Origin of the sequence: Pseudomonas sp. TMP9 (genome assembly GCF_037943105.1) — a bacterium.
Classification (GTDB): domain Bacteria; phylum Pseudomonadota; class Gammaproteobacteria; order Pseudomonadales; family Pseudomonadaceae; genus Aquipseudomonas.
Window position 1 is genome coordinate 888848 of the sequence record NZ_CP149803.1, and the last position, 23736, is coordinate 912583.

Below are 23736 nucleotides of genomic sequence, written 5' to 3' on the forward strand. Positions count from 1 at the left end.
AAGAACACTGCGTGCTGTCAGGTTGGAATATCCAACTCGAAGGCCAGGTTGTCGATCAGCCGTGTACTGCCAATAAATGCGGCCAGTAAAATCACCAGCTGCCGGTCATCATCCGTTGCTGGGCGTAGGCTGTTAGACTCGCGTATTTCCAGATAATCAGGACGAAAACCGGCTGCACTGTGCTGCGCTTGCGCGGCGCTGACCAGTTTGGCGTAGTCACGTTCGCCCGCTCTAATCGCTGCGGCCATTTCTTCCAGGCTGCGGTACAGCAGCGGCGCTACGTTCAGTTGTTCGCTACTTAAGTAACCGTTGCGCGAAGACAGCGCCAGACCATCCTCCGCGCGCACGGTCGGCTCACCGATGATTTGGATTGGCATATTCAGGTCGCGCACCAAGGTGCGGATCACGGCTAATTGCTGAAAGTCTTTCTGGCCAAAAATCGCCAAGTCCGGTTGCACCATATTGAACAGCTTGCTTACAACCGTGGCGACGCCTTCGAAGTGTCCCGGCCGGCTGGCTCCGCACAGTCCTTCGGACACACCGGGTACGCTGACGCGGGTCTGGTCGTCGATGCCGTGGGGGTACATTTCCCCGACGTCCGGGGTGAACAGCAGGTGGCAGCCGGCGTCGACCAGTTTTTCCTGATCGGCAAGCAGGGTGCGTGGGTATTTGCCGAGGTCTTCACTGGGGCCGAACTGCAGTGGGTTAACAAAAATACTGGCAATTACAAAATCAGCACGTTGCGTGGCTTTGCTCACCAGCGCGGCGTGCCCTGCGTGCAGATTACCCATGGTCGGGACGAAGGCGATTTGTTTGCCTTCGGCGCGAGCCTGGGCGATAGCGGCGCGTAACTCGCGCACGCTTTTAACTGTGTTCATGCAGAAAATCCGTGCTCGGCTGCTGGGAAGCTTTGGTCTTTTACCGCTTTGACGTAGGCGCTGATGGCATGCTGGATGCTGCTTTGGCCGGTCATAAAGTTCTTCACAAACTTCGGGGTGCGGCCACTTAACGACAGCCCAAGCATGTCATGCAACACCAGTACTTGGCCGTCGGTGGCTGAGCCTGCACCAATACCAATCACAGGGATTTTAACCGCTTGGCTGATCTCGGCGGCCAGCTCGCTGGGTACGCATTCGAGTAACAGCATGGCAGCGCCAGCCTGCTCCAGTGCCATGGCGTCGGCCCGCATCTGCCGGGCTTGCGCTTCTTGGCGACCCTGTACCTTATAGCCGCCAAGAATATTCACCGCTTGTGGGGTCAAACCCAGGTGCGCGCACACCGGCACGCCGCGCTCGGCCAGTTGACGAATCGGCTCAGCCAGCCAAGCGGCACCTTCCAGCTTGACCATATGCGCACCGGCACGCATCAGCGCGGCGCAGTTATTCAGCGTTTGTTCACTGGTGGCGTAGGCCATAAACGGCAGGTCGGCGAGAATCAGCGCGCCCTGGTTGCCCTGTTTGACGCTGGCGGTGTGATAGGCCATGTCCGCGACCGTTACCGGTAGCGTGCTGTCATGGCCTTGCAAGACCATGCCAAGGGAGTCGCCCACCAACAGCACATCGACACCCGCCTGGCAGGCTGTGCGCGCGAAGGTAGCGTCATAGCAGGTCAGCATGGCAATTTTTTCGCCGCTCTGCTTGAGGCTTTGCAGGGTGGTCAGGGTTACATCAGGCATGAAAACTGTCCTCACTCAGGCGTTCAGTCTGCAGTTGTGCTGCTACGAATGGGCCTGCATTGGCCGCAAATTGCACCGGTGCGGGGCAACGGGACGCCTATAGTCCAGATGGGGGCGCGCGAAGTCAATTGCAGGTGTTACCGGCTTGTTACGGGCGTTACCGCCACCAGGCGTGATCGGGACCAGCGCCAAGGTGACGGCGGCGCTAACCGAAGCACAGTTTTGCCCTCAAATTGACGATGTCTCATTCAGCCGCTCAAGCCCCGCAAATGGGCAGTTGCTGAGCAGTTCTGTGAGCGCTCGGCCATCGGGTAAACGCAGGTGTGGAGCAATTTCTGCCAGCGGATAGAGTACAAAGGCGCGGGCATGCATATGGTAATGCGGCACGGTTAGGCGCGGCTCATCAACCTGCAAGGCACCAAACAGCAGGATATCCAGATCGAGTGTGCGTGGCCCCCAGCGCTCGGCCTTGCGGGTACGACCTTGCTCTTGTTCGATGGTTTGCAGCGCATCTAACAAGGCAAGAGGGCTGAGGTCAGTATCCAGGGCGGCGACCGCATTCACATAACGCGGCTGGTCTGCCGGGCCCAAGGGGTCGCTGATATACAAGGACGATTGGGCGATCAGTGCGGTTTGCGGTAACGCGGCGATGGCGGCAAGGGCATTACGCAATTGCTCAGTGGGCGTGGACAAGTTGCTGCCCAAGCCGATATAGACGCGCACCCTCATTCCCCTGACGAAGCGCTCGCGTCTTCACCGACGGGGCCGCGCTTGCGCTTGCTGTTGTTGCGTTTGCGCTTACGCGGCGCGCCAGGGCCGTCGTCCTTGCTGCTGAGGTCGCGGATCATGTTACGCCGCTCGCTGTCGCTGATTTCCTGATAACGCGTCCACCAGTCGCCGAGGCCGCCGGTCTGCTCACCAGCACTTTCACGCAATAAGAGGAAGTCGTATCCAGCACGGAAACGCGGATTTTCCAGCAGGGTGTCGGCGCGTTTGCCACTGCGCCGCGGTAGGCGTTCCTGCATATCCCAGATTTCACGGATCGGCATGGTGAAACGCTTGGGCACAGCGATGCGCTGGCACTGTTCGCTGATGAGCTCGTGCGCAGCTTCCTGCATGGCCGGGATCGGCGGCATGCCGCGATCCTGCAGTTTGATCACCCGAGCAGGCAGGGCTGGCCACAACAGCGCGGCGAGGAGGAAGGCCGGCGTCACCGTCTTGCCTTGTTGAATGCGCAGGTCGGTGCTGTCTAAGGCATTACGGATCAGCTGATCGGTGTAGTCCGGGTTGAGCTTCAGCGCTTCAGCGCTGGCCGGAAACAGCTGGCCGAACAGGCCGTAATCAACCAGCAGCTCGTAGGTGTACACCGCATAACCGGCGAGAAACAGTTTAAGCACTTCATCGAACAAGCGCGCAGCGGGGATACCGCCGAGCAGTGGCGCCAGTTTATAAATTGGCGCGGCGCTGTGTTTTTCGATGTCGAAATCCAGCTTGGCAGCAAAGCGCACCGCACGCAGCATGCGCACCGGGTCTTCCTGGTAGCGCTGGGTGGGATCGCCAATCAAGCGGATCAGGTGATTACGGATGTCATGCACGCCGTTGGCGTAATCGAGAATGCGCTCAGTGCTGGGGTCGTAATACAGCGCATTTATGGTGAAGTCACGGCGCTGGGCGTCGTCTTCCAAGCTGCCATAAACGTTATCGCGCAAGATTCGGCCGCTTTCGTTGCGTGACGACAGGTTGTTGTTTTCTTCCTCATCACCCTCAGGGTGATTGGCGCGGAAGGTGGCGACTTCGATAATTTCACGGCCAAAATGCACATGAACGAGTTTGAAGCGTCGACCAATGACCCGAGCGTTTCGAAATTCGGCTCGCACCTGCTCCGGTGTAGCGCTGGTGGCCACGTCGAAATCTTTGGGGTCTATATCCAGAAGCAGATCGCGCACACACCCGCCGACCAGATAAGCCTGGTAGCCAGCTTGTTGCAGGCGCTCCACTATGCTGGTGGCGTAGCGGCTGATTTCACCGCGCTCGATGGGGTGTTGGCTGCTGCTCAGCACTTCAGGTGTGCTGGGCGAGTGTTTGCCAAGGCGGACGGGGGTACGGAAAGACTTGAACAGCTTTTTCAGCATGGGAGGCACTGTTTGACTAAATGACTGGCCAGAGTATAAGCCGGCCGCAGGAATGCCGCAGATTTTAGCATTGAGTTGAGGTTTGATGCAGAAAACGGCGGGAAACTGCTTTGTATGCGGATTTGCAAGCTACTGGGGGAGCCGAAGCTCCCCCTTAAATTGCTGCATGCTCTTTTTTATTATTATGGCGGGCTTATTGTTTTTGTTGATTTACCCGTTCCGTCCAGTCAGTGACTTTTGGAAAACTCCCAAGATGGGATTGATGAGCAAACGGATTTCTTTGGTTGCTGACGCTGCCGTAATCACTGAGTGATCTAACCAGTTCTGGCGCTGCTTCAAGGCAGTTTTGTAATTCTCAGCCTGGTTGTGGGGTAAACCCCAAGGCAATTCCTCTCCAAAAGAATCAGTTAGCTACGCCTTCGCAGTGTTGTTTTTATTATGCTGAAGTCGGTACGTCTTATTTTTATTAGGGTTGTAAGGTGCTTGTTATTGTTCTTGTACAGAAGATATAGCAGAACCCGTGCCAGTTTTAGTAAATCCTTTAAAATCAGGGGCTTGAGGTTTTTAAGGGGTGTCTGACGGGTATAAAAAAGCCGGGTTCTCGTTACCTTAAGACCCGGCTTTGTTACTAAGTGTTGAGCAGGTAACAGGCGGTGCAACTTCTAACGCACGTTTCTGTCACCCACGTGGGGTGCACTAGTCTGCGGTAACGCTTGAGGGTTTGCGGCGCGGGATGCCTAGGCGCTGGCGGCGTTCCCAGAGGCATTTGCGGCTGATACCGAGTTTGCGTGCCAGTTCAGTCTCGGTCATGTGGTCCTGATGCTCGAGTACAAAATGCTGGAAGTAATCTTCCAGTGACAGGTCTTCGGTTGGCTCGTTGGTTTCATGGCCTAGGCCGCTGGCATGGCCGGGTAGCCCGCTGAAGTTGTCTTCAAGGTCATCCAGTTCGATGTCGATGCCCAGCAACTCAGCAGAAATACTATTGCCTTCACAGAGAATGACCGCACGCTCAATGGCGTTCTCCAGTTCGCGCACGTTACCGGGCCATGGGTAATGGTGGATGGCTTGTTCGGCGTCGGCGGCAAAGCTCAGGTCGAGTCGGCCCTGACGGGTGCTCTGGCGAATCAAAAACGCCCGCGCAATCTCGAGTACATCAGCCCCGCGTTCACGCAGCGGCGGCAGTTTTAGGGCGATCACGTGCAAGCGATAGTAAAGGTCTTCGCGGAATTGGCCGACCTTCGACAAGCCTTTCAGGTCGCGGTGGGTCGCGGCGATTAAACGCACATCGACTTTTTGCGATTGTACTGAGCCGACTCTGCGTATTTCGCCTTCCTGCAGCACGCGCAGCAGGCGCGCTTGTGCCTCTAGGGGGAGTTCACCGATTTCATCGAGGAACAAGGTGCCCCCGTCTGCCGCCTCGACCAGGCCAGCACGGCCAGCACTGGCGCCGGTAAAGGCTCCTTTTTCGTGGCCAAACAACTCAGATTCGATCAGGGATTCCGGGATGGCGGCGCAGTTCACTGAAATCAACGGCGCTTTGGCGCGACGTGAAAGGTTGTGCAGGGCGCGGGCCACCAACTCTTTACCGGTGCCTGACTCGCCCTGAATCAACACATTGGAATCGGTCGGCGCAACCTTGCGGATTTTGCTGTACATCTCTTCCATGGCGGCGCAGGAGCCAATAATGCCGATCTCGCCATTGCTGTTATCCACCACCTTGTCGCTGCCGGATTTGGCGTTAGCGCCTGCAGGCGTGGCTGCGCTTTTGCTTTGGTGGAAGTCACGCAGGATACGCGCCACGGCTTGGAGCATTTCGTCGTGGTCGAAGGGTTTGGCGATGTAATCGACCGCGCCCATCTTCATCGAGTCGACGGCCGAGCGCAGGCTGGCGTAACTGGTCATGATCAATACGGGAGTGCCTTGGCCGAGCTTGATCAGCTCAGTGCCAGGTGCGCCGGGCAGGCGCAGGTCACTGACGATCAGGTCAAAGCTGTGGATACTGAAGCGCTCTTGCGCCTCTTGCACTGAGCCGGCTTCGCTGACTTGGTATTGGTTGCGCTCGAGCAGGCGGCGCAGGGCAGAGCGGATAATAGTTTCGTCTTCAACGATCAGAATATGGGGCATTAAAAGGGTCTCTCGACTGTCTCGGGGCATGCCGCTGGGCTAGAGGCCTGGCAGGCATGCTCTCAGTTAGCTGGTTTAAGTCGCTAGGGACGTCGCCTCGACATGCCTCGGCAGGCTGACCCGAATGCGGGTGCCGCGTTGAAGCGTAAGGTCGGCCGGGCTGTCGATTGTTATCTGGCCATAATGCTCTTCCACAATCGAATAGACCAGTGCGAGGCCAAGGCCGGTGCCCTTGCCCACTTCTTTGGTGGTGAAGAACGGTTCGAACAAGCGGTCGATGATCGCCTTGGGGATGCCGCTGCCTTCGTCTTCAACGATCAGGTCGACGGTGTGCTCGAAGGCTTCACTTTTGACCCGAATTGCGCTGCCAGGCGGTGAGGCGTCGCGGGCGTTAGACAGCAGGTTGATGAGCACTTGCGCCAGCCGCTGTGGGTCACCGATCACCCAATGGTTGGAGTCGCAGAGGTTGAAGAACTGCACCTCGACGCTATGCCGGTTGAGCGCCAGTAGGGCAATGGCATCCTGGGCAACTTGGGCCAGGCAAACCGGCTCTTCGCTGTTCTGGTGACTGCCCGAATGGGCAAAGCTCATCAGTGATTGGACGATGCGCGACACGCGCTTGGTCTGTTCGATGATTTGCTCACTGATCTCGGTCAGTTCGCTGTCACCTTCACGCTCCTCACGCAGGTTCTGCGCCAAGCAGGCGATACCGGTGATTGGGTTGCCGATCTCGTGCGCCACCCCGGCCGCTAGCCGGCCGATGGAGGCCAGGCGTTCGGAGTGGATCAGTTTGTCTTCGAGCAACTGGGTGTCCGTGAGGTCTTCCACCAGCAGCACTAAGCCACTGTTGCCGGGCGCTAGGGGTTCGTCGATAGCCGCTTTATGCAGGTTCAACCAGCGGGTTTGGCCGTCAAGCCCTAGGCGTTGTTTGTGCAAGTGCTCGTCGGGCAGTTCGATAAAATTCTGCAGCAGGCTGCGCCACGGCTCGGTCAGAGTGCTCAGGCGTGAGCCGACGACGCGCTGCGCTGAAATTTCAGTGAGTTCTTCCATGGCCTTGTTCCACATCAGGATCTCTTGATCCTTGGCCAGCGAGCAGACGCCCATGGGCAGCTCTTGCAGGGTTTGGCGATGATAGCGGCGCAGGGTATCGAGTTCGGCAGCTAGGCCGGTGAGACGCGAGTGGTAATCCTCTAGGCGATTCTCGATAAAGTGAATGTCTTCGGTGACATAGGTTTCGCTGCCAGCTTTATAAGGCAGGAACGTTTCGACGATGTCTTGGGCCACGCTCGGGCCCATCAGCCCGGAGAGGTTGGCCTCAATACGGTCGCGCAAACGGCGCAGGGCGTAAGGTCGGGCCTCATCAAACGGCAGGTGCAAATCGCGCAGTGCTTGCTCGATTTCATGCTGGGCGGTTTTCGCGCCCAGAGGTTTGGCCAGTTGCGTGGCAAATTCCTGTGGCGAGTTAGCCAGCAATTCACGCCGTTGCGGACGTCGCACGTTATCCACGGCGCAGGCTTCAGCCGCGCTTTTCTCTTCCGGGCTGGCTTCGCTAAACAGCGACACCAAGGTGAACACCAGCACGTTGGCTGCCAGCGAGCCGATCGCCGCCATGTGCCAGCTGCTGTCATCCAAGACATAGATGACGTTAAACCAAGGCAGGTAGAGCCCCTGCAAGTTACCAATCATTGGTAACAGCATGCTCACTACCCAAACCGCGATGCCCACTAATAAGCCGGCGATAAAGCCTTTACGGTTAGCCGTCGGCCAATACAGCACCGAAAGGACGCCCGGCAAAAATTGCAAGGTGGCGACGAAGGCGACGATGCCGAGGTTAGCCAGGTCTTGCTCAGCGCCCAGGAGTAAATAGAAGCCGTACCCCGCCATGATCACCAGAAGGATCAAGGCGCGACGGGTCCATTTCAGCCAGCGGTAGATATTGCCTTCCGATGGCGGCTGATACAGCGGCAATACCACATGGTTAAGAATCATGCCGGACAGCGCCAGGGTGGTGACGATGATCAGCCCGCTGGAAGCCGACAGGCCGCCGACATAGGCAATCAGGGCCAGCGTCTGGCTGTTGACGGCAATGCCTACGCCGAGGGTGAAGTATTCCGGGTTGGTGGTGGCGCCTAGCTTCAGTCCAGCCCAAAGAATCAAGGGTACGGCCAAGCTCATCAGCAGCAAAAACAGCGGCAGCCCCCAGCTGGCGCTGACCATGGCGCGCGGGTTGAGGTTCTCGGTAAAGGTCATGTGGTACATGTGCGGCATGACGATGGCCGAGGCAAAAAACACCAGCAGTAGGGTGCGCCACGGGCCTTCTTGCAAGGGCGTGTGCAGGCTGCTCAGCGAGGCTTGGTTTTGCAGCAACCAGTTTTGCAGATCCTGCGGACCATCGAATACGCCATACAGCGCATACACACCGATGATGCTGATGGCCACCAGCTTGACCACCGACTCGAAGGCGATGGCAAATACCAAACCTTCATGTTTCTCGCGGGTGGCGATATGCCGCGCGCCAAAGAGGATGGTGAACAGGATGATCAGCCCGCAATAAGCCAGAGCCACGCGTTCCTGCACCGGCTCACGGGTAAGAATGCCGATGGAGTCGGCCACCGCCTGAATCTGCAGAGCCAGCAGCGGCAGCACACCCACCAGCATAAATAACGTGGTCAGGGCACCCGCCCAGGTGCTGCGAAAACGGAAGGCAAACAGATCAGCCAGCGATGACAGTTGGTAGGTCCGGGTAATCTTCAGAATCGGATAGAGCAGCACAGGCGCCAGCAGAAACGCCCCGGATACGCCCAAATAGCTGGCGAGAAAACCATAGCCATATTGGTAGGCCAAGCCCACCGTGCCATAGAAGGCCCATGCGCTGGCGTAAACCCCAAGCGACAGGGTGTAGGTCAGCGGGTGGCGAATGATCCAGCGAGGAATCAGGCCGTGTTCACTGATCCACGCCACGCCGAACAGAATAAGCAGGTAGGCCGCGCTGATCAGGATCAGCTGGCTCAGGCTAAAGCTAGTCAGCATCAGATGGGCTCAGCGAAAGAATAAAAACCAGGCTCACGTGCTGGCGCAGTGCTTCAGAGTTCATCGGCATCTTGCTGGCTCTGCAGAATAAAGGTGACCACGATTAAAATTAGCCACAGTAAAAAGGGCCGGTACCAAGCACCGTTGGGCTCGATCCACCAGTCCATGATGGCCGGGGAAAACAGGTAGATGCCCACCACCAGGATCAGCACTAATCGGTAGATATACATGCTGCATCTCTTTGTTTAATTGCCGGCGATGGTAACGGATGCGCAGTGCTCTGCGTAGGCGGGCTACTTATTATTCGGGCGTTAAGGGCGCGGTTGCGCCGGGCCTAGTTGGCCTAGCAGGTATTTTGTTCGGCCCATTTGTGCGTGACCTATTTTCGGGCGTGACTGCAGGTGTGGTGCCTAACCAGCCTTGTTGTGGTGCTGGCAGCCATGACCCAAGGGTCAGGTGACCGTGTGGCCGCTGCCAGGCTAGCCCTTCAAAGCCTTCCAGACGCGCGTCGTCATGCTGACCAGCAACAGCGCTAAAGCCCCAGCGATGATGCCGACGATGGCGTTGAGGAAGGTCGGCAGTAACGCGGCCAGTAAACCGCTGCTGGCCGTGAAGCTCAGTGCCAACTGATCGATCCATGCCTGCGCGGCATGAATGCCGTGGGTGAGGATGCCGCCACCGACCATAAACATCGCCGCAGTGCCGAGAACTGACAGGCTTTTCATCATGTACGGTGCGGTGAATAAAATGCCGCGGCCCAGGCTGCGTTGCAGGCGGCTGCCCAGGCCTTGACCGCTGCGCTGGTTAAGGTAAAGACCGGCGTCATCCAGTTTGACGATACCGGCGACCAAGCCGTAAACCCCTACTGTCATCAGGATTGCGATACCGGATAGCACCACGATCTGCTTGCCGAAACTGGCCAATGCAACGGTGCCGAGGGTGATGGCGATGATTTCTGCTGAAAGAATAAAGTCCGTGCGGATGGCGCCTTTGATCTTGTCCTTCTCAAATGCCAGCATGTTGACTTCAGGGTCCGCCACAGCATGGCGCAGCTGGTTCTGCTGCACCATGACCTCGTCCTGGTTGTGCAGGAACTTGTGCGCCAGTTTCTCGAAGCCTTCGTAGCAGAGGAAAACCCCGCCAAACATCAGCAACGGCGTAACTGCCCACGGTATGAACGCGCTGATCAGCAGGGCCGCAGGCACCAGAATCAGCTTGTTTCTGAATGAGCCCTTGGCCACCGCCCAAACCACCGGCAGCTCGCGCTCGGCGCGCACGCCACTGACCTGTTGGGCATTCAGTGCTAAGTCATCGCCGAGCACGCCCGCGGTCTTCTTTGCCGCGACCTTGGTCATTAGCGCCACGTCGTCCAGTACGGAGGCAATGTCATCAAGCAGGGTTAACAAACTGGCGCCGGCCATGGGCGGGATTCCTTTCTGCGTTTAAGGGGCATCGCCAAAGGGGCTGAAGGCGAGAGTGCGCAGATTTATACGGCACTGCGGCGCTATCAGCCATAGGCGAGCAGCCTTGCTGTGCCCAAGCGCAAAGACTGGCCCGCAGAGGGCTACTCGTTACTGCTGCCACTTGCTCCGCACGCATAGGCGGCGAGCAGGCTGCTTAATAGATCATTGAAGGGCATAAGGTCACTCCTTTTCGGTTTGCCTGACTGTAAGCCTGCACCCTGTGATTAGGCTGTTGATTGTCTCGATAGGGGCCATAGCCACAGACCATGCTCGACTTTATGCACAGGGCCAACAGCAAGCGCGGTTAGTTGTGCACAAAGACTGTGGAGTGAGTTGTGGATAAGGTGGGAGTAGGCTTACACACGCCTAGTGATATGGCGCTTAGAGGTGCTTGTGCGTTTTTTGATCAGCTGATTATTTATCGTATAAACAACAAGTTAGCCTGTTTATTCAGGCTGATTTGGAGTAGCCGCTAAAGTTGCCCACAACTGCTGTGGGTAGAGCTGTTGATAACTCTGGTATGCCTGCTTGCAGCCCCTATGAGGCGGCGCTATACAGCTTTTGAGCGTTTTTTGATCAGCTTTATCAGCGCGGCTAAAACGTCATTTTCGCAGTGTCGAGTCAAGTAATAATCGCGATATTTCAAGGGTTTGCTTCGCGACCCAAGTGCGCAGTGGATAACTTATCCAAGGTTGCTGTGGAGCACTCTGTGGATAAGCTGAGCACGCCTGCGTTTAGGCCATAGCGACCGTGGCCTGAACGAGGTTGGTTGTTTTTTGTACAGTCACGTGCGCCATGAGCCTGCGGTGAACGCAGCAGGCTCATGGCGCAACGGACAATGCTCTGTTCAGGCGGCCAGCAACCAAGCACCGGTGAGTGCTGAGACAACACCCAGCAAGCGCACCAACGGCGCGGCTGCGCCGGGTAGCAGGCGTACGAGGGCATAACCACTGGCGTGCAGCGCGGCAGTGGCAACCACGAAACCGCCGGCGTAGCCCCATGGGCTGGTCAGTACTGGCAGTTCCAGGCCGTGGGCAACGCCGTGGGTCAGGGCGAACAGAGCAGTCAGGGCGATGGCGACGATCATCGGTAGGCGAATAGCCACAGCCACCAGTAGGCCGAAGGCCAGCACTGATGCGGCAATACCCGTTTCCATCAGCGGGATCTGCACGCCGTTAAAACCGAGTAGGCCACCGACCAGCATGCTGACCACAAAGGTTAGCGGTAGAGCCCAGCGCGCCGCGCCGGATTGTTGGGCGGCCCACAGGCCAACGGCGAGCATGGCCAGCAGGTGATCGAGGCCGAATACCGGGTGTGCCAAACCGGCCAGTAACCCGGAGTGATCGTGACCCGCGTGAGCGAAGGCCACGGCGGGGCTAAGGAACAGGGCGAGGGCGAATAGGGTTTTGCGCAGGTTCATGGGGTGTCTCCTGACTGGATGGCAAGGGAAAGGTGGCTCTCCCCTCGGCCCCTCTCCCGCCAGCGGGCGAGGGGCGGTTGTGCTTCAGGCTGCGGAGAGCATGCCGTGGCGTTCTATAAAGGCAATGATCTCGCTTAGCCCGGTGCCGATCTTTTGGTTGCTGAAGACAAACGGCCTGTCGCCGCGCATCTTCAAGGTGTCGCGCTCCATAACCGCCAGCGATGCGCCGACCATTGGGGCCAGGTCGATTTTGTTGATCACCAGCAGGTCGGACTTGCAGATACCCGGGCCACCCTTGCGCGGCAGCTTGTCGCCGGCCGACACGTCGATCACGTAGATGGTCAGGTCCGAGAGTTCCGGGCTGAAGGTGGCCGAGAGGTTGTCGCCGCCGGACTCGACGATGATCAGGTCGAGTCCGGGAAAACGCCGGTTGAGTTGATCCACGGCCTCTAAGTTAATTGAGGCATCTTCACGAATCGCCGTGTGTGGGCAGCCGCCAGTTTCCACACCAATGATCCGCTCCGGGGCCAGGGCTTGGTTGTTCACCAGAAACTGCGCATCTTCTTGGGTGTAGATGTCGTTGGTTACCACCGCTAGGTTGTAGCGCTCGCGCAGGGCCAGGCACAGCGCCAAGGTCAGCGCGGTCTTGCCGGAGCCGACCGGGCCACCAATGCCAATACGCAGGGGTTGGCTGTTCATCTGTGAGTCTTCCTTATGTTCAAGAGCGGAATAAACGGCTGTATTGACGCTCATGCGCCATGCTCGTCAGGGCCAGGCCAAAGGCGGCGCTGCCCCAGTGTTGGGGTTCAAGTTTGCTGGCCTGGTGTTGCGCCTGATCCAGCAGCGGCAACAGCTGTGAGGTCAGGCGTTGCGCGGCTTGCTGGCCCAGTGGCAGGGTTTTCATCAGCACCGCCAGCTGGTTTTCTAGCCAGCCCCACAGCCAGGCGGCGAGGGCATCCTCAGGGCTTATCTGCCAGGCACGGGCAGCCAGTGCCCAGCCGACGGCCAAACCGGGTTCGTCCAGTTGGCTAAACAACTGCTGTGCTGGCGCGTCGAGTTCCGGCAGGCCGCTGAGCAGTTGTTGCAGGGAATAACCCATCTGCCGGCTTTCCAGACGCAGCTCGCGGGTTTCGCGGCTGGCGCGTTGTTGCTCGGCCAAGTTGCTCAGCTGCGTCCAGTTCTCGCTCGCGGCTGCCTGGCAATGGGCGAGTAGCAACGGCGCTTCAAAGCGGGCGAGATTGAGCAGTAGCTGATCGGCGATCCAGCGTTGGGCGCTTTCTGCGTTATCGACCAAGCCCTGTTCGACCGCCATTTCCAGGCCCTGGGAATAGCTGTAGCCGCCAATAGGTAATTGCGGGCTGGCTAACCTGAGTAGCTGCCAGGCTTTATTCACTTACGCGCACCGAACTGATGCAAGCGCGGCGCATAGCTGAATTCGGCATCGCCGGCATGTGAGTGGTGATGGCCGCCGCCGTAGGCACCTTGCTCGGGTTGATAGGGCGCTTCGACATTTGTCACCGTTGCGCCGAGTTGCTCCAGCATGGCCTTGAGGACGTAGTCGTCTGGCAGGCGCAGCCAGCTATCGCCCAGCTGCAAGGCGACGTGGCGGTTACCCAGGTGGTAGGCGGCGCGCATCAGCTCGAAGGGGTTGGCGCAGGTTACGTGTAACAAGGGTTCTGGGCGGGCGATAACACGCACGATGCGACCATCTTCGGCTTGCAGGTATTCGCTGTCCTGCAGAGCCGGTTGGCCGCGTTCGAGGAACAGGCCGACATCCTCCCCGCTGCGACTGAAGCAGCGCAGGCGGCTTTTGCTGCGGGCCTCAAAGCTCAGTTCAAGTTCGGCATCCCAGTGCGGCTGGGCGGCAATACGGCGGTGGATCACCAACATGGGGCAGTTTCCGGCAGGGCAATGTCGGTTTGTAGAGCAAGGGCCTTGCCAAACGGGCAGTGCGCCGCACAGCGCCTGCGGTGCGGGTGTGATGCGGCAATAATCTAAAGCCTTGGGCGCAAAATAGTGGTGCGTTGGCGGTGTGTGTGCGCAGTTTTGGTGCGGCTAATCGCGGGGCTGGCTGAGCCCCTGCCAGTGTTTGCCGCCGATAAAGATAAAACGCAGTTGTTCGATCATTTTTACCTCGGGTGAGGCATGCAGCGGCAGGCTGGGAGCGGGCGGGTCGATCAGCTCGGGCAGGGTGGCGAACACGGTTTTTACCACCAGGTCGGCGATCATATTTTGCGCGGGGCCGTCGAAGTGTTGCAGTTTCGGCATGACCGCCAGATCGGCGACCAGGTCGGCTGTAATACCCTCACGTAGGGCGCCGAGGGCCTGGCGTACCAGCTGCGAGCCGCCATATTGTTCGCGCGCCAGAAATAAGAATTGCGCGCGGTTGGCCGCTACGGCGTCGAGGAAGATGCGCACCGAAGCATCGATCACCCCTCCCAGCTCAAACTCGTGGTGGCGGACTTGGCGGATGGTGTCGCGGAAGGTTTCGCCGACTTCGGCCACCAACGCCAGGCCTAGAGCATCCATGTCGTCAAAATGCCGATAGAAACCGGTTGGCACAATACCGGCGCAGCGTGCCACCTCGCGCAAGCTCAGGCTGCCAAAGCCGCGACCGCTGTCCATCAGGCTGCGCGCCGCATCCATCAGAGCATGGCGGGTTTGCAGTTTTTGTTCGGCGCGCGGTTGAAGTGGTTTCAAGCTTCCTGGCTCTGTATGACGAAATCAGCGCCGCACTCTACCAAATGGTGGCTGTTTACGTCGAACGAGCTCCGCTTGTCTCTTTTTCAGTGTACGAGTGTTGACTGAATAAAAAGCCCCTGACATTCTAGTGAACAAATGTTCACTGGAGCTTGGTTATGGCCTTCATGCCTTTTGCTTGGGTGCGTCGGGTTGCACGCCTTATGCGTCCGCTGCGTGTGCTGGTTGCGCAGGGCTGGTTACGCGAGAGCGATGTCGACGCCACGCTGGCGCTGCTGCACCCAGCGCTGCGTTTGAACCGTGTGTTTGCGCGGGTCATCGAGCGCCAATGGGTCGCCGATGACATGCTCGAACTGAGCCTGCAGGCCAACGGTAATTGGTCCGGCGCGCAGCCGGGTCAGCATCTGCAGCTGTACCTTGAGCATGCGGGTGTGCGCCTAAGTCGTAGCTACAGCCTGACTGCGGTGCACGCCAACGGCCGCCTGCAGGTGGCGATCAAGCATCAAGCTGGCGGGCGCGTATCACCCTATCTGCTGGAGCATTTGGCGGTGGGCGATACGCTGGAGTTGGGCCCGGTGTATGGCGAGCTGAGCTGGCCAGAGACGCCACAGCCGGTGCTGCTGTTAGCCGCTGGCAGTGGTATTACGCCGCTGTTGGGCTTGTTACGCGCCGCTCTAGCGCAAGGTTTCAGCGCGCCGGTTACGCTGCTGCATTACGTGCGCGGTCAGGGCCAGCGGGCTTTTATCGCTGAGTTGCAGGCGCTCCAGGCGCAGTACAGCAACCTGCAAGTGCGCTGGTCGCTGACTAAGGCACCTGTTGAGCCCGGAGAACTGGCTGGACGTTTTACCGCCACGCACTTGGCCAGTGTGCCGCAGTTGATGCAACGCCGTGTGTTGGCCTGTGGCCCGGCGGGGTTTGTCAGTCAGGTGCAGCAGTGGTGGCACGTTGCCGGTTTGCCGGGGGCATTGCAGGTCGAAGCGTTCACCCCGCCGACGTTAAGTGCCGACAGTAACCTGCGCCAGGTAACCCTTAGTTTTGCCCGCAGCCATCAGCACAGCGTTGCCGACAACCAGCGCAGCCTTTTGGAGCACGCGGAAATGTTTGGGTTGAAACCAGCCCACGGCTGCCGTCAGGGGATTTGCGCCAGTTGCACCTGCACCTTGCTCAGCGGCACGGTGCGTGATTTACGCAGCGGTGCATTGTTTAGCGAGCCGGGCCAGCCGATCCGTCTGTGTGTGAGTGCGCCCCACAGTGATGTTGAAATTGATCTTTAACCGCGAGGAAATTCCCATGCGCGCTGACCGCGAATTGTCCGCAGATGAAATGAACGCCTTCGGCAATGAACTGGATGCACTGCGGCAACGCACCTTGGCCGATCTTGGGGAGGTGGATGCGCGCTATATCCGCCGTATCCGCGCCGCCGTGCGTGTGTGCTGTTGGAGCGGCCGCAGCCTGCTGATGCTCGGCTGGCTCCCGCCGACCTGGCTGCTTGGCACCCTGCTGCTGGGGCTGGGCAAGATTCTTGAGAACATGGAGCTGGGACATAACGTCATGCACGGCCAGTATGATTGGATGAATGACCCTGAGTTTGCCGGGCGTAGCTATGAGTGGGATATCGCCGGCCCCAGTGATTTTTGGCGACACACCCATAACCATGTGCACCACACGTGGACCAACGTATTGGGCATGGATGATGACGTTGGTTATGGCGTGGTGCGGCTATTCCCTGAGCAACGCTGGAAGCCCTTTTACCGCTGGCAACCGGTGTGGGTGACGATTCAAGCGCTGCTGTTTCAGTACTCGATTGCAATCCAGCATTTGCGTTTGGACAAGGTCTACAAAGGCACGCTTAGCAAGGCTGAAGTACGTCCGTTGATCAAGCAGTTCAACACCAAGATCCTCCGCCAATGGAGCAAAGATTACCTGTTCTTCCCGTTATTGGCCCTGCTGCTCGGCGCCAATGCGCTGGCAGTGCTCACGGGTAATGTACTGGCCAATTTAATCCGTAACCTGTGGACTTTTACGGTGATTTTCTGTGGCCACTTCACTGAGAAAGCCGCGGTGTTTAGCAAAGCATCGGTGGTGGGTGAAAGCCGTGGTCACTGGTACCTGCGGCAGTTACGTGGCTCCAGCAACCTCAATGGCGGGCCGCTGTTTCATATCCTCACCGGCAACCTAAGCCATCAGATTGAGCATCACTTGTTCCCTGATCTGCCGGCGCGCCGTTATGCAGCGCTGGCGCTGGAGGTGCGCGAAATCGCTGAGCGTTACGGCCAGGTCTACAACAATGGCAGCCTGTGGCGCCAGTTCGCGACGGTGCTCAAGCGCATTTGGCTTTATCGCCTGCCGCCTACTGAGGCCTCGCCTGCAGGGGTGTGAGCAGGCTGCTGGGTCAATGCATGTGCACGCTTGTGGGTAATTATTGCAGCCTTCTGTGGTCATATTCAGGCAACGTTGAGCCGGGGGCGGCTGTGCAGCCCCTGCACACTGACCATTGTGGGGGTGTGGTGCTTAGCGCTCAGTTACCAGGAAGGTTCGCCATGACGTCATCTGCCCCTCGTTACCCGCTGGTTTTAGTGCCCGGCTTACTCGGCTTTATCAGTTTGCTCGGCTATCCCTATTGGTATGGCATCGTCAGCGCGTTGCGCCGGCTGGGCGCGACGGTATTCCCGGTGCTGGTGTCTTCGGTGCATTCCACTGAGGTGCGCGGCGAGCAGTTACTGCTGCGTATTGCTGAGGTGTTGCAACAGACGGGTGCAGAAAAAGTCCACCTTATTGGTCACAGCCAAGGCGCTCTGACTGCTCGCTATGCGGCGGCATTGAAACCTGAGTGGGTGGCGTCTGTGACCTCCGTCGCCGGGCCTAATCATGGCTCTGAATTAGCTGATTTTCTCAAGCGCAAGGCACCACACGGCAGCCTGCGCGAGCGTCTATTAGCGCGCTTATTGCGCGGGGTGGCGCGTTGTATGGCCTGGCTGGAGCGCGGCTATAAAGGCGAGCCATTGCCGATGGATGTGGCGGCGGCGCAGCAATCGCTCACCAGCGACGGTGTGGCGGCGTTCAATGTGCAGTACCCACAGGGTTTGCCGGAGGTCTGGGGCGGTGAGGGCGCGGCCGAGGTCAATGGCGTGCGTTACTACTCTTGGTCCGGCACCATTCAGCCGGGCATTACCGATAAAGGCGGCAACCGCTTCGACGGGCCGAACGTTGCCTGCCGGATGTTTGCCAAGACTTTTCAGCGCGAGGTGGGGCAGTGCGACGGCATGGTTGGGCGTTACAGCTCACACCTGGGCACGGTGATTGGTGATCAGTACCCAATGGACCACTTCGATATCATCAATCAGACCTTCGGCCTGGTTGGCAAAGGTGCTGAGCCGGTGAAGTTGTTTGTTGAGCATGCAAAGCGACTGCAAGCCGCAGGGCTCTGAAACTTATTGATGCTCTGCTGCGCGCCTGCCCTGCGGTGTGAAAAACAGGTTCGGGCTCGCGAGATCGTAAACAGGTTGTTAAGCGTCGTTTAGATCGACCCAGATGCCTTGATCATTTTCACGGATAACAAGCGCTTGCAGCGATTGCCCGGCGCAGGGGCCGGCGACGCATTCGCCTGATTCGATTAAAAACAGCGCGCCGTGAGTGGCGCACTGGATCAGGCTGGCGCTGCTGTCGAGAAACTGCTCGGGCTGCCATTCCAGCGGGATGCCACGGTGCGGGCAGCGATTGCGATAGGCATACAGCTGGCCGTCCTTGCGCACGGCAAACAGCTTCTCTTCAGCTATCTCAAAGCCCCGGCTCTGGCCTTCGGCCAGCTCATCCGGCGCACATAAACGCAACATAGGAACCTCCACGACAGGGGCGCATTATGCCGCCCTGGCGCGGAAGTGAAAGAGCAGGGCGCATCCTTGCGCCAAGTGGAACTCGGTTGAGTGCTCGCAATAGCGCGCTTATCAGGTGTGGCGGTCAGATTTCCCAGACCACATTCACGGCAGCATAGCGGCCCGGCTGGGTATAGCGGTCCAGGCTGGTGCTGTCTTCACTGATGCTGCGTACATCGCCCCACTGCCAGTATTGTTTGTCACTCAGGTTATACAGGCCGGCGTTCACTGAGAGTTGCTCAGTTGCCTGCCAATACCCAGTCAGGTCGAGCAAACCGTAGCCGGAGGGTTCGTACTGATTGGCCGTCTGGGTTTGGTCGACGCGCTCTTTGGCCGCCACCAGCGTCCAGGCCAGTTCGCCACCAAACTGCCCGCTGGGTGCGTCATAGCCGAGGCCAAACACCGCTTTCAGCGGATCGACACTGTTGATCGGCTGGCCGCTGGCTTCGTCCTTGCCGCGTGCATAAGCAATCGAGCCGCGCAGATGGGTGCCGTTCGGCAGACCAACGCTGTTGAGGAACAGCTCACCTTTGGCTTCGGCGCCGCGGATGGTGACGCGATCCAGGTTTTGGTACTGGAAGGTCATGCGCCCGTTGCCGGTTGGGTCGTTGGCCAGGGTGACCTGCTCGATAAAATCGTCGTAGCGGTTGTAGAACAACGCCAGGGCAACGCTGCCGGCGCTGTAGTTGCCGCGCAAGCCGAGCTCATAGCTGTCGCTGGTTTCCGCCTTGAGGTCGGGGTTGGCAATGGTTTGGTAGCCACGGGCAAAGTTGATGAACTCACCGAAGATATCCACCGCGTTGGGCGCACGGAAACCGGCGGCGTACTGGCCGTAAATGCTGTGAGCGTCATCGAGCTGGTAGGTCGCGCCGAACTTGGGCGAAATGGCGGCGTCTTTGTAATCAGAAGGGTTGTTGTTGACCGGTTGGCTATTCAGGTACTCCTGGGTGACGTCCGGTTTCATCTGGTAATGGTCATAGCGCACACCCGGCAACAGGGTCCAGCGGCCGATCTCGATGCTGTTCTGGGCAAACAAGGCGTACTCGGTGGACGTTGGGTCGGGGAAGTCGCTCAGTGGGAAGGTTTCATTACCCGGAATGGCCGGTACCGGCAAACCATTGTTGGCATAAACCTCGTTGCCACGGCGCAGGTCGCTGCTGTCCAAACGTTTGATGTCAACGCCGTAGACCAGGTGATGCTTGGCACTACCGGTTTCGAACAGCTTGTCGAATTTAACGTTGAGCGCCCACAGTTTTTCCTCATAAGTGGAATCGCGGCTGCGCTCACGCAGACGACCCGCGCTGAAGCGGGTTTGTTCGGTGCGTTGACGGATTTGGCTGTCCTGATAGCTCAGCTGCCAGTCAACGTGGTCGGCGATCACGCTGTCGAGCTCGAATTGATGCTGCAGGCTAACGCGCTGGCGGTCGGTGGTGTCCGTGGCATCGGCGGTGCGCACGGCGGCGTTGGTGCTGTATTCGCTGAGCACGCGGGTATTGGCGCGGTCTTCCAGGGTCTCGTAGGTCAGCTGCAGACGGTCGCTGTCGTTGTAGCTCCAGCCGATTTTGCTCAGCAGGTTGTCGGCGCGGTAATCCTGCGGGTTGGCTTCTTCACGCGGTGCGCCGATCCCGCTACGCCCGCCAAAGGTGTCCTGAGCCTGGCCGTCGCGACGGCCGAAGTGCAGCAGGCCATCGAACTGGCCTTGGCGTGCGGCCAGGGTGGTGCTGCGCATCCAGCTGTCGTCGGCGCCGCTGTAGCCCGTTTTGAGGCGGGCGTAGACGTCATCACCTTCATCCAGGTAGTCGCCGGCATCTTTGGTGAGGAAGCTCACGGCACCGCCAATGGCGTCGCTGCCATACAGCGAGCTGGCCGGGCCACGGATGATTTCCACCTGCTTTACCGTGTCTGGGTCGACGTAGTTGCGGCGTGAGTCGAGGAAGGGCCCGAAGGTGAAGGCATCTGGGGTCGGTACGCCGTCCACTTGGGTTAGCACGCGGTTACCGCCAATGCCGCGAATGGTGAAGCCCGCGAGGCCAAAGCGGCTGCCGGTGCCGCCCACGGTAACGCCGGGTTCATAGCGCACCAGGTCCTGAATGTTCTTCACGTTCTCCTGATCGATATCGCGTTCGGTTTGTACCGACACCGTGCTCGGCACTTGGTCGAGGGTTTGCTCGGTTCGAGTCGCAGTGACGGTCACCGTGTCGAACTGGTTCGGCGCTTTCTCGGCGCCAAGTGCCAGTGATGGGCTCAGCAATAGCAAGGCAAGCCAGGTGCGGCGGGGGAATGGAGGGCTTCTGTGCATGGGGACTCCAGGATCGTACGGGCGGCTTCTGTGGCCACCGGGTTGGCATCGGCGGCAAACCTAAACGACATTGACATGCAAATGCAAATAGTTATCAAATGGATTTAATTCGATTTGACTGGATTTCTGCATGTTGCGTTTGCCGTTGTTTTTGTTGCTGTCGCTGGCGCTGCATGTCGCCGGCTGGCTGCTGCATGGCGAGGCGCAACCGCCTGCGTTGAGTGCCGCGCAAACCCGCGAAGCGCCCCAGGTATTTCGCCTGGCTGCAGTGCTGCAACAGGCCGCACCGGCTCCGATCAAGCTGCCAGAGCAACCGCAACGCCAGGCAGTAGTTCCTAGAAAGGCACCGGCACCTAAGCCTGCAACGCAGGCGCCAGAGGCCAAGGCAAAGCCAGCTTTAGTGGCACAGCCAACTCAAAGCCAGCCCGTGCAAGCGCAGCCAACCGAGACAACCAGTCAGTCGCCAGTGGTGGTTGCAGCGGCTCAGGTCGTGCCTACCAAGCCGGTCGCCGCGCAACCGACCGCTGAAGTGTTCAGCGCTAAACCGAGCTTTCGTGATCCGCCACGCCAACCGAACTACCCGTCTCAGGCGCGGCGGCGAAACCAGCAAGGTGAAGTGCTGGTTGAGGTGCGCCTGGATGAGCGCGGCCAGCAGCGCAGCCTGAATGTACTGCGCTCTTCAGGCGTAGACAGCCTTGATCGCGCGGCCCTCGAGGCTGTTGCCAAGTGGCGTTTTCGCCCTGAAACCAGCGGCGGCCAGGTCGTGCCTAGCCGCATACAGATCCCTATTCGGTTCGCTTTGACGGCGAGCCGTTGATTAATTACTAAGGAGTTTTCCATGAGCACACACGTCCAGCCTGTCGCGACTACCAATGATCTGTATCTAGCCTGGCAGGTGCTGCGCAGCGATCAACCACGCCTGCGTGCCCGCGATGCCGCCGAGCGTCTGGCGGTCAGCGAGGCTGAGTTGGTGGCCAGCCGTCTCGATGTCGACGCGGTGCGCCTGCAGCCAGACTGGGCGCAGTTGCTGCCGGCACTCGGCGAATTGGGTTATGTGATGGCGCTGACCCGTAACGAGCATTGTGTACACGAGCGCAAAGGCTACTACCGCGACGTAACGGTGACCGGCAACGGGCAGATGGGCTTGGTGGTGTCGGCTGATATCGACCTGCGCCTGTTCCTCGGCGGTTGGGCCAGCGTGTTTGCCATCGAGGAACAGACGGCCAAAGGCGTTCAGCGCAGCATCCAGGTGTTCGACCGCCAAGGCACCGCGGTGCACAAGGTATTCCTCACCGAGGACAGCCAGCTAAATGCCTGGGCACCACTGCTGGAGCGTTTCCGTATGGCTGAGCAACGTACCGATTTGGACCTGTTGCCGCTGCCCCAGGTGCCCCCGGCGCAAGCCGATACCCTGGTGGATGTGAATGCCCTGCGCGTGGGTTGGTCGACTCTCAAGGACACTCACCACTTCTTTGCTCTGCTGAAAAAGCACGGGGCGAGACGCACCCAGGCGCTGCGTCTGGCAGGGAGTGAATGGGCCGAGCCGCTGGACGTGCGCGAGCTGCCGAAACTGCTGGAGCAGGCCGGTGCGCGCGAAGTGCCGATCATGGTGTTTGTCGGCAATCGCCACTGCATCCAGATTCACTCCGGCCCGGTACGTAACCTGCGCTGGATGGACAGCTGGTTCAACGTGCTCGACCCCGAGTTCAATCTGCACCTGCAGACCACGGGCGTGACTGAGCTATGGCGGGTGCGCAAACCGAGCAGCGATGGCGTGATCACCAGCTGGGAAGCCTTCGATGCCCATGGCGAGTTGGTGGTGCAGCTGTTTGGCGCACGCAAGCCTGGCATTCCTGAACGTGAAGACTGGCGCGCCCTGGCCGAAAGCACTGCTGCGCTGGAGTGCTGAGATGAGCCAGTGGTGGAGTGCGATGGGGCCGCTGGGCTGGCCGCTGGCGCTGTGTTCGCTGCTGGCGCTGGCGCTGATTCTGGAGCGGCTCTGGCTGTTTATTGGCTTGCAGCCGCTGAGTCAAGCTGCCGGGCGTGCTGCAGTGAGCGCTTGTCGCACCTGTGAGCGTGAGCATTGCAAAGGCCGTGCGCGCGGTTGGCGCTATGGCCTGGCGTTGTTGCTCAAGCATAGTGCCTTGCCGGCTGTGCAGCGTGAAGAGCTATTAGGCTGCTGGCTGCTGGAGGAGCGTCAGCGCCTCAATCGCCAGCTGCGCTTGCTGCAGCTGATCGGCATGCTGGCGCCGATGCTTGGTTTGCTTGGGACAGTACTGGGCATGCTGGAAATGTTTGCCACTATCGCTGGGCAGGACAGCCCGGTAACCCCCGCGTTACTTGCTGATGGTTTGTGGCAGGCGCTGTACACCACGGTCTGGGGCTTGCTGGTCGCCATCCCGGCGTTGGCGGCGGGGCAGGGCTTTGCCTTGTGGGCCGAGCGCTACCTGGAAGGCTTGCAGGCGCTGCTTAATCGCTGCCAACTGGCGTTAGACGGACTGGAGCTGGAACTGACCGGCAGCCCACTGGCTAACCAGTGGGTGTTGCCGTGATTCGTCTGCCCGCCGCCAACAGCACCCAGAGCAATCTGTTGCCCGATCTGACGCCGTTGCTCGATGTGATTTTTATCGTGCTGGTGTTCTTTCTGCTGACCGCGCAAACGCCGTTGCTGGAACTGCCCTTGCAGTTGCCGCAGAGCCGCGAAGCACTGCCGACGGCAAATGCCGGCAACAGCGAGCGGATGCAAATACAGCTTTCCGCCGAAGGCAATTGGCGCATTAACGGCACGCAGCAGGCGGATTTCAGCGCGCTGCGCACTGAACTGACCTTAGCCTTTACCGCCGACAACGCAGCGGGACTGGACCTGGCGCTGGATCGTCAGGCACCGCTGTCGGCATTTCTCGACCTGATGGCGCTGCTGCAACAGCAGGGCATTCAGGACAGTCGCATTCTTCTAGAGGCCAATCATGAAACGCCTTAATACTCTGCTCGCCTTCTGCGCGAGCTTGTTGTCCTGTGCCT

General features: G+C 59.2%; 22 protein-coding genes. 7 read left to right on the plus strand and 15 right to left on the minus strand.

All coding sequences use genetic code 11. From position 1 onward, the window contains the following. Window positions 1–17: 17 nt before the first annotated feature. The 13 genes from panC to WF513_RS04310 all read right to left on the minus strand — a co-directional run bounded on the left by panC (window position 18) and on the right by WF513_RS04310 (window position 14490). Window positions 18–878: a pantoate--beta-alanine ligase gene (gene panC, locus WF513_RS04250; RefSeq protein WP_339081764.1), complete on the minus strand. Its 861-nt coding sequence runs from the start codon at window positions 876–878 to the stop codon at window positions 18–20. After that, the gene (gene panB / locus WF513_RS04255; RefSeq protein WP_339081766.1) at window positions 875–1675 is read right to left on the minus strand and encodes a 3-methyl-2-oxobutanoate hydroxymethyltransferase; all 801 of its coding nucleotides are present in this window, start codon (window positions 1673–1675) and stop codon (window positions 875–877) included. Before panB ends, panC begins: the two co-directional genes overlap by 4 nt. 228 nt (window positions 1676–1903) lie before the next feature. After that, window positions 1904–2404 carry a 2-amino-4-hydroxy-6-hydroxymethyldihydropteridine diphosphokinase gene (gene folK / locus WF513_RS04260; protein WP_339081768.1) on the minus strand — a complete coding sequence of 167 codons (501 nt, stop codon included), beginning with the start codon at window positions 2402–2404 and terminating at the stop codon, window positions 1904–1906. Further along, window positions 2401–3807, minus strand: coding sequence for a polynucleotide adenylyltransferase PcnB (locus WF513_RS04265; protein ID WP_339081770.1), 1407 nt, complete (start codon window positions 3805–3807; stop codon window positions 2401–2403). Before WF513_RS04265 ends, folK begins: the two co-directional genes overlap by 4 nt. 696 nt (window positions 3808–4503) lie before the next feature. Then, a complete protein-coding gene (locus WF513_RS04270) occupies window positions 4504–5931 on the minus strand; it encodes a sigma-54 dependent transcriptional regulator (protein WP_339081772.1) in 1428 nt (475 codons plus the stop codon). 75 nt (window positions 5932–6006) lie between these two features. Continuing rightward, window positions 6007–8961: an ATP-binding protein gene (locus WF513_RS04275; protein WP_339081774.1), complete on the minus strand. Its 2955-nt coding sequence runs from the start codon at window positions 8959–8961 to the stop codon at window positions 6007–6009. Between the two features lie 53 nt (window positions 8962–9014). Beyond that, window positions 9015–9191 carry a hypothetical protein gene (locus WF513_RS04280; RefSeq protein ID WP_339081776.1) on the minus strand — a complete coding sequence of 59 codons (177 nt, stop codon included), beginning with the start codon at window positions 9189–9191 and terminating at the stop codon, window positions 9015–9017. 249 nt (window positions 9192–9440) lie between these two features. Further along, entirely contained in the window at window positions 9441–10382 is a 942-nt protein-coding gene (locus WF513_RS04285; protein WP_339081778.1) for a DUF808 domain-containing protein, read from the minus strand. A gap of 889 nt (window positions 10383–11271) precedes the next feature. Next, complete coding sequence (locus WF513_RS04290) at window positions 11272–11844, minus strand: HupE/UreJ family protein (RefSeq protein WP_339081780.1); 573 nt, start codon at window positions 11842–11844, stop codon at window positions 11272–11274. 84 nt (window positions 11845–11928) lie between these two features. Continuing rightward, window positions 11929–12543, minus strand: coding sequence for an urease accessory protein UreG (gene ureG, locus WF513_RS04295; RefSeq protein ID WP_339081781.1), 615 nt, complete (start codon window positions 12541–12543; stop codon window positions 11929–11931). 19 nt (window positions 12544–12562) lie between these two features. Further along, entirely contained in the window at window positions 12563–13237 is a 675-nt protein-coding gene (locus WF513_RS04300; protein ID WP_339081783.1) for an urease accessory protein UreF, read from the minus strand. Continuing rightward, entirely contained in the window at window positions 13234–13734 is a 501-nt protein-coding gene (gene ureE, locus WF513_RS04305; RefSeq protein WP_339081785.1) for an urease accessory protein UreE, read from the minus strand. Before ureE ends, WF513_RS04300 begins: the two co-directional genes overlap by 4 nt. 165 nt (window positions 13735–13899) lie before the next feature. Next, on the minus strand, window positions 13900–14490 hold the full coding sequence (locus WF513_RS04310; RefSeq protein WP_339083410.1) for a TetR family transcriptional regulator: 591 nt from the start codon (window positions 14488–14490) through the stop codon (window positions 13900–13902). 212 nt (window positions 14491–14702) lie between these two features. Between WF513_RS04310 and WF513_RS04315 the strand changes: the two genes are divergently transcribed. From WF513_RS04315 to WF513_RS04325, 3 genes are all read left to right on the plus strand, one after another. Then, a complete protein-coding gene (locus tag WF513_RS04315) occupies window positions 14703–15818 on the plus strand; it encodes an iron-sulfur cluster-binding domain-containing protein (RefSeq protein WP_339081787.1) in 1116 nt (371 codons plus the stop codon). Then, the gene (locus tag WF513_RS04320) at window positions 15799–16923 is read left to right on the plus strand and encodes a fatty acid desaturase (RefSeq protein ID WP_339081789.1); all 1125 of its coding nucleotides are present in this window, start codon (window positions 15799–15801) and stop codon (window positions 16921–16923) included. The genes WF513_RS04315 and WF513_RS04320 overlap by 20 nt, the downstream gene beginning before the upstream one ends. Window positions 16924–17084: 161 nt before the next feature. After that, a complete protein-coding gene (locus tag WF513_RS04325; RefSeq protein ID WP_339081791.1) occupies window positions 17085–17972 on the plus strand; it encodes a triacylglycerol lipase in 888 nt (295 codons plus the stop codon). A 78-nt stretch (window positions 17973–18050) separates the two neighbouring features. Here the strand turns inward: WF513_RS04325 and WF513_RS04330 are convergent, their stop codons facing one another. Then, window positions 18051–18377, minus strand: coding sequence for a Rieske (2Fe-2S) protein (locus WF513_RS04330; RefSeq protein ID WP_339081793.1), 327 nt, complete (start codon window positions 18375–18377; stop codon window positions 18051–18053). A 124-nt stretch (window positions 18378–18501) separates the two neighbouring features. Beyond that, entirely contained in the window at window positions 18502–20715 is a 2214-nt protein-coding gene (locus tag WF513_RS04335) for a TonB-dependent hemoglobin/transferrin/lactoferrin family receptor (protein WP_339081795.1), read from the minus strand. A gap of 130 nt (window positions 20716–20845) precedes the next feature. Between WF513_RS04335 and WF513_RS04340 the strand changes: the two genes are divergently transcribed. Genes WF513_RS04340 through WF513_RS04355 form a run of 4 tightly spaced genes read left to right on the plus strand, consistent with a single transcriptional unit; the run spans window position 20846 to window position 23695 of the window. Then, window positions 20846–21532 carry an energy transducer TonB gene (locus WF513_RS04340; RefSeq protein ID WP_339081796.1) on the plus strand — a complete coding sequence of 229 codons (687 nt, stop codon included), beginning with the start codon at window positions 20846–20848 and terminating at the stop codon, window positions 21530–21532. 21 nt (window positions 21533–21553) lie between these two features. After that, window positions 21554–22624, plus strand: coding sequence for a ChuX/HutX family heme-like substrate-binding protein (locus WF513_RS04345; RefSeq protein WP_339081798.1), 1071 nt, complete (start codon window positions 21554–21556; stop codon window positions 22622–22624). A gap of 1 nt (window position 22625) precedes the next feature. Then, complete coding sequence (locus WF513_RS04350) at window positions 22626–23267, plus strand: MotA/TolQ/ExbB proton channel family protein (RefSeq protein WP_339081799.1); 642 nt, start codon at window positions 22626–22628, stop codon at window positions 23265–23267. After that, a complete protein-coding gene (locus WF513_RS04355; protein ID WP_339081801.1) occupies window positions 23264–23695 on the plus strand; it encodes a biopolymer transporter ExbD in 432 nt (143 codons plus the stop codon). Before WF513_RS04350 ends, WF513_RS04355 begins: the two co-directional genes overlap by 4 nt. Window positions 23696–23736 lie beyond the last annotated feature (41 nt).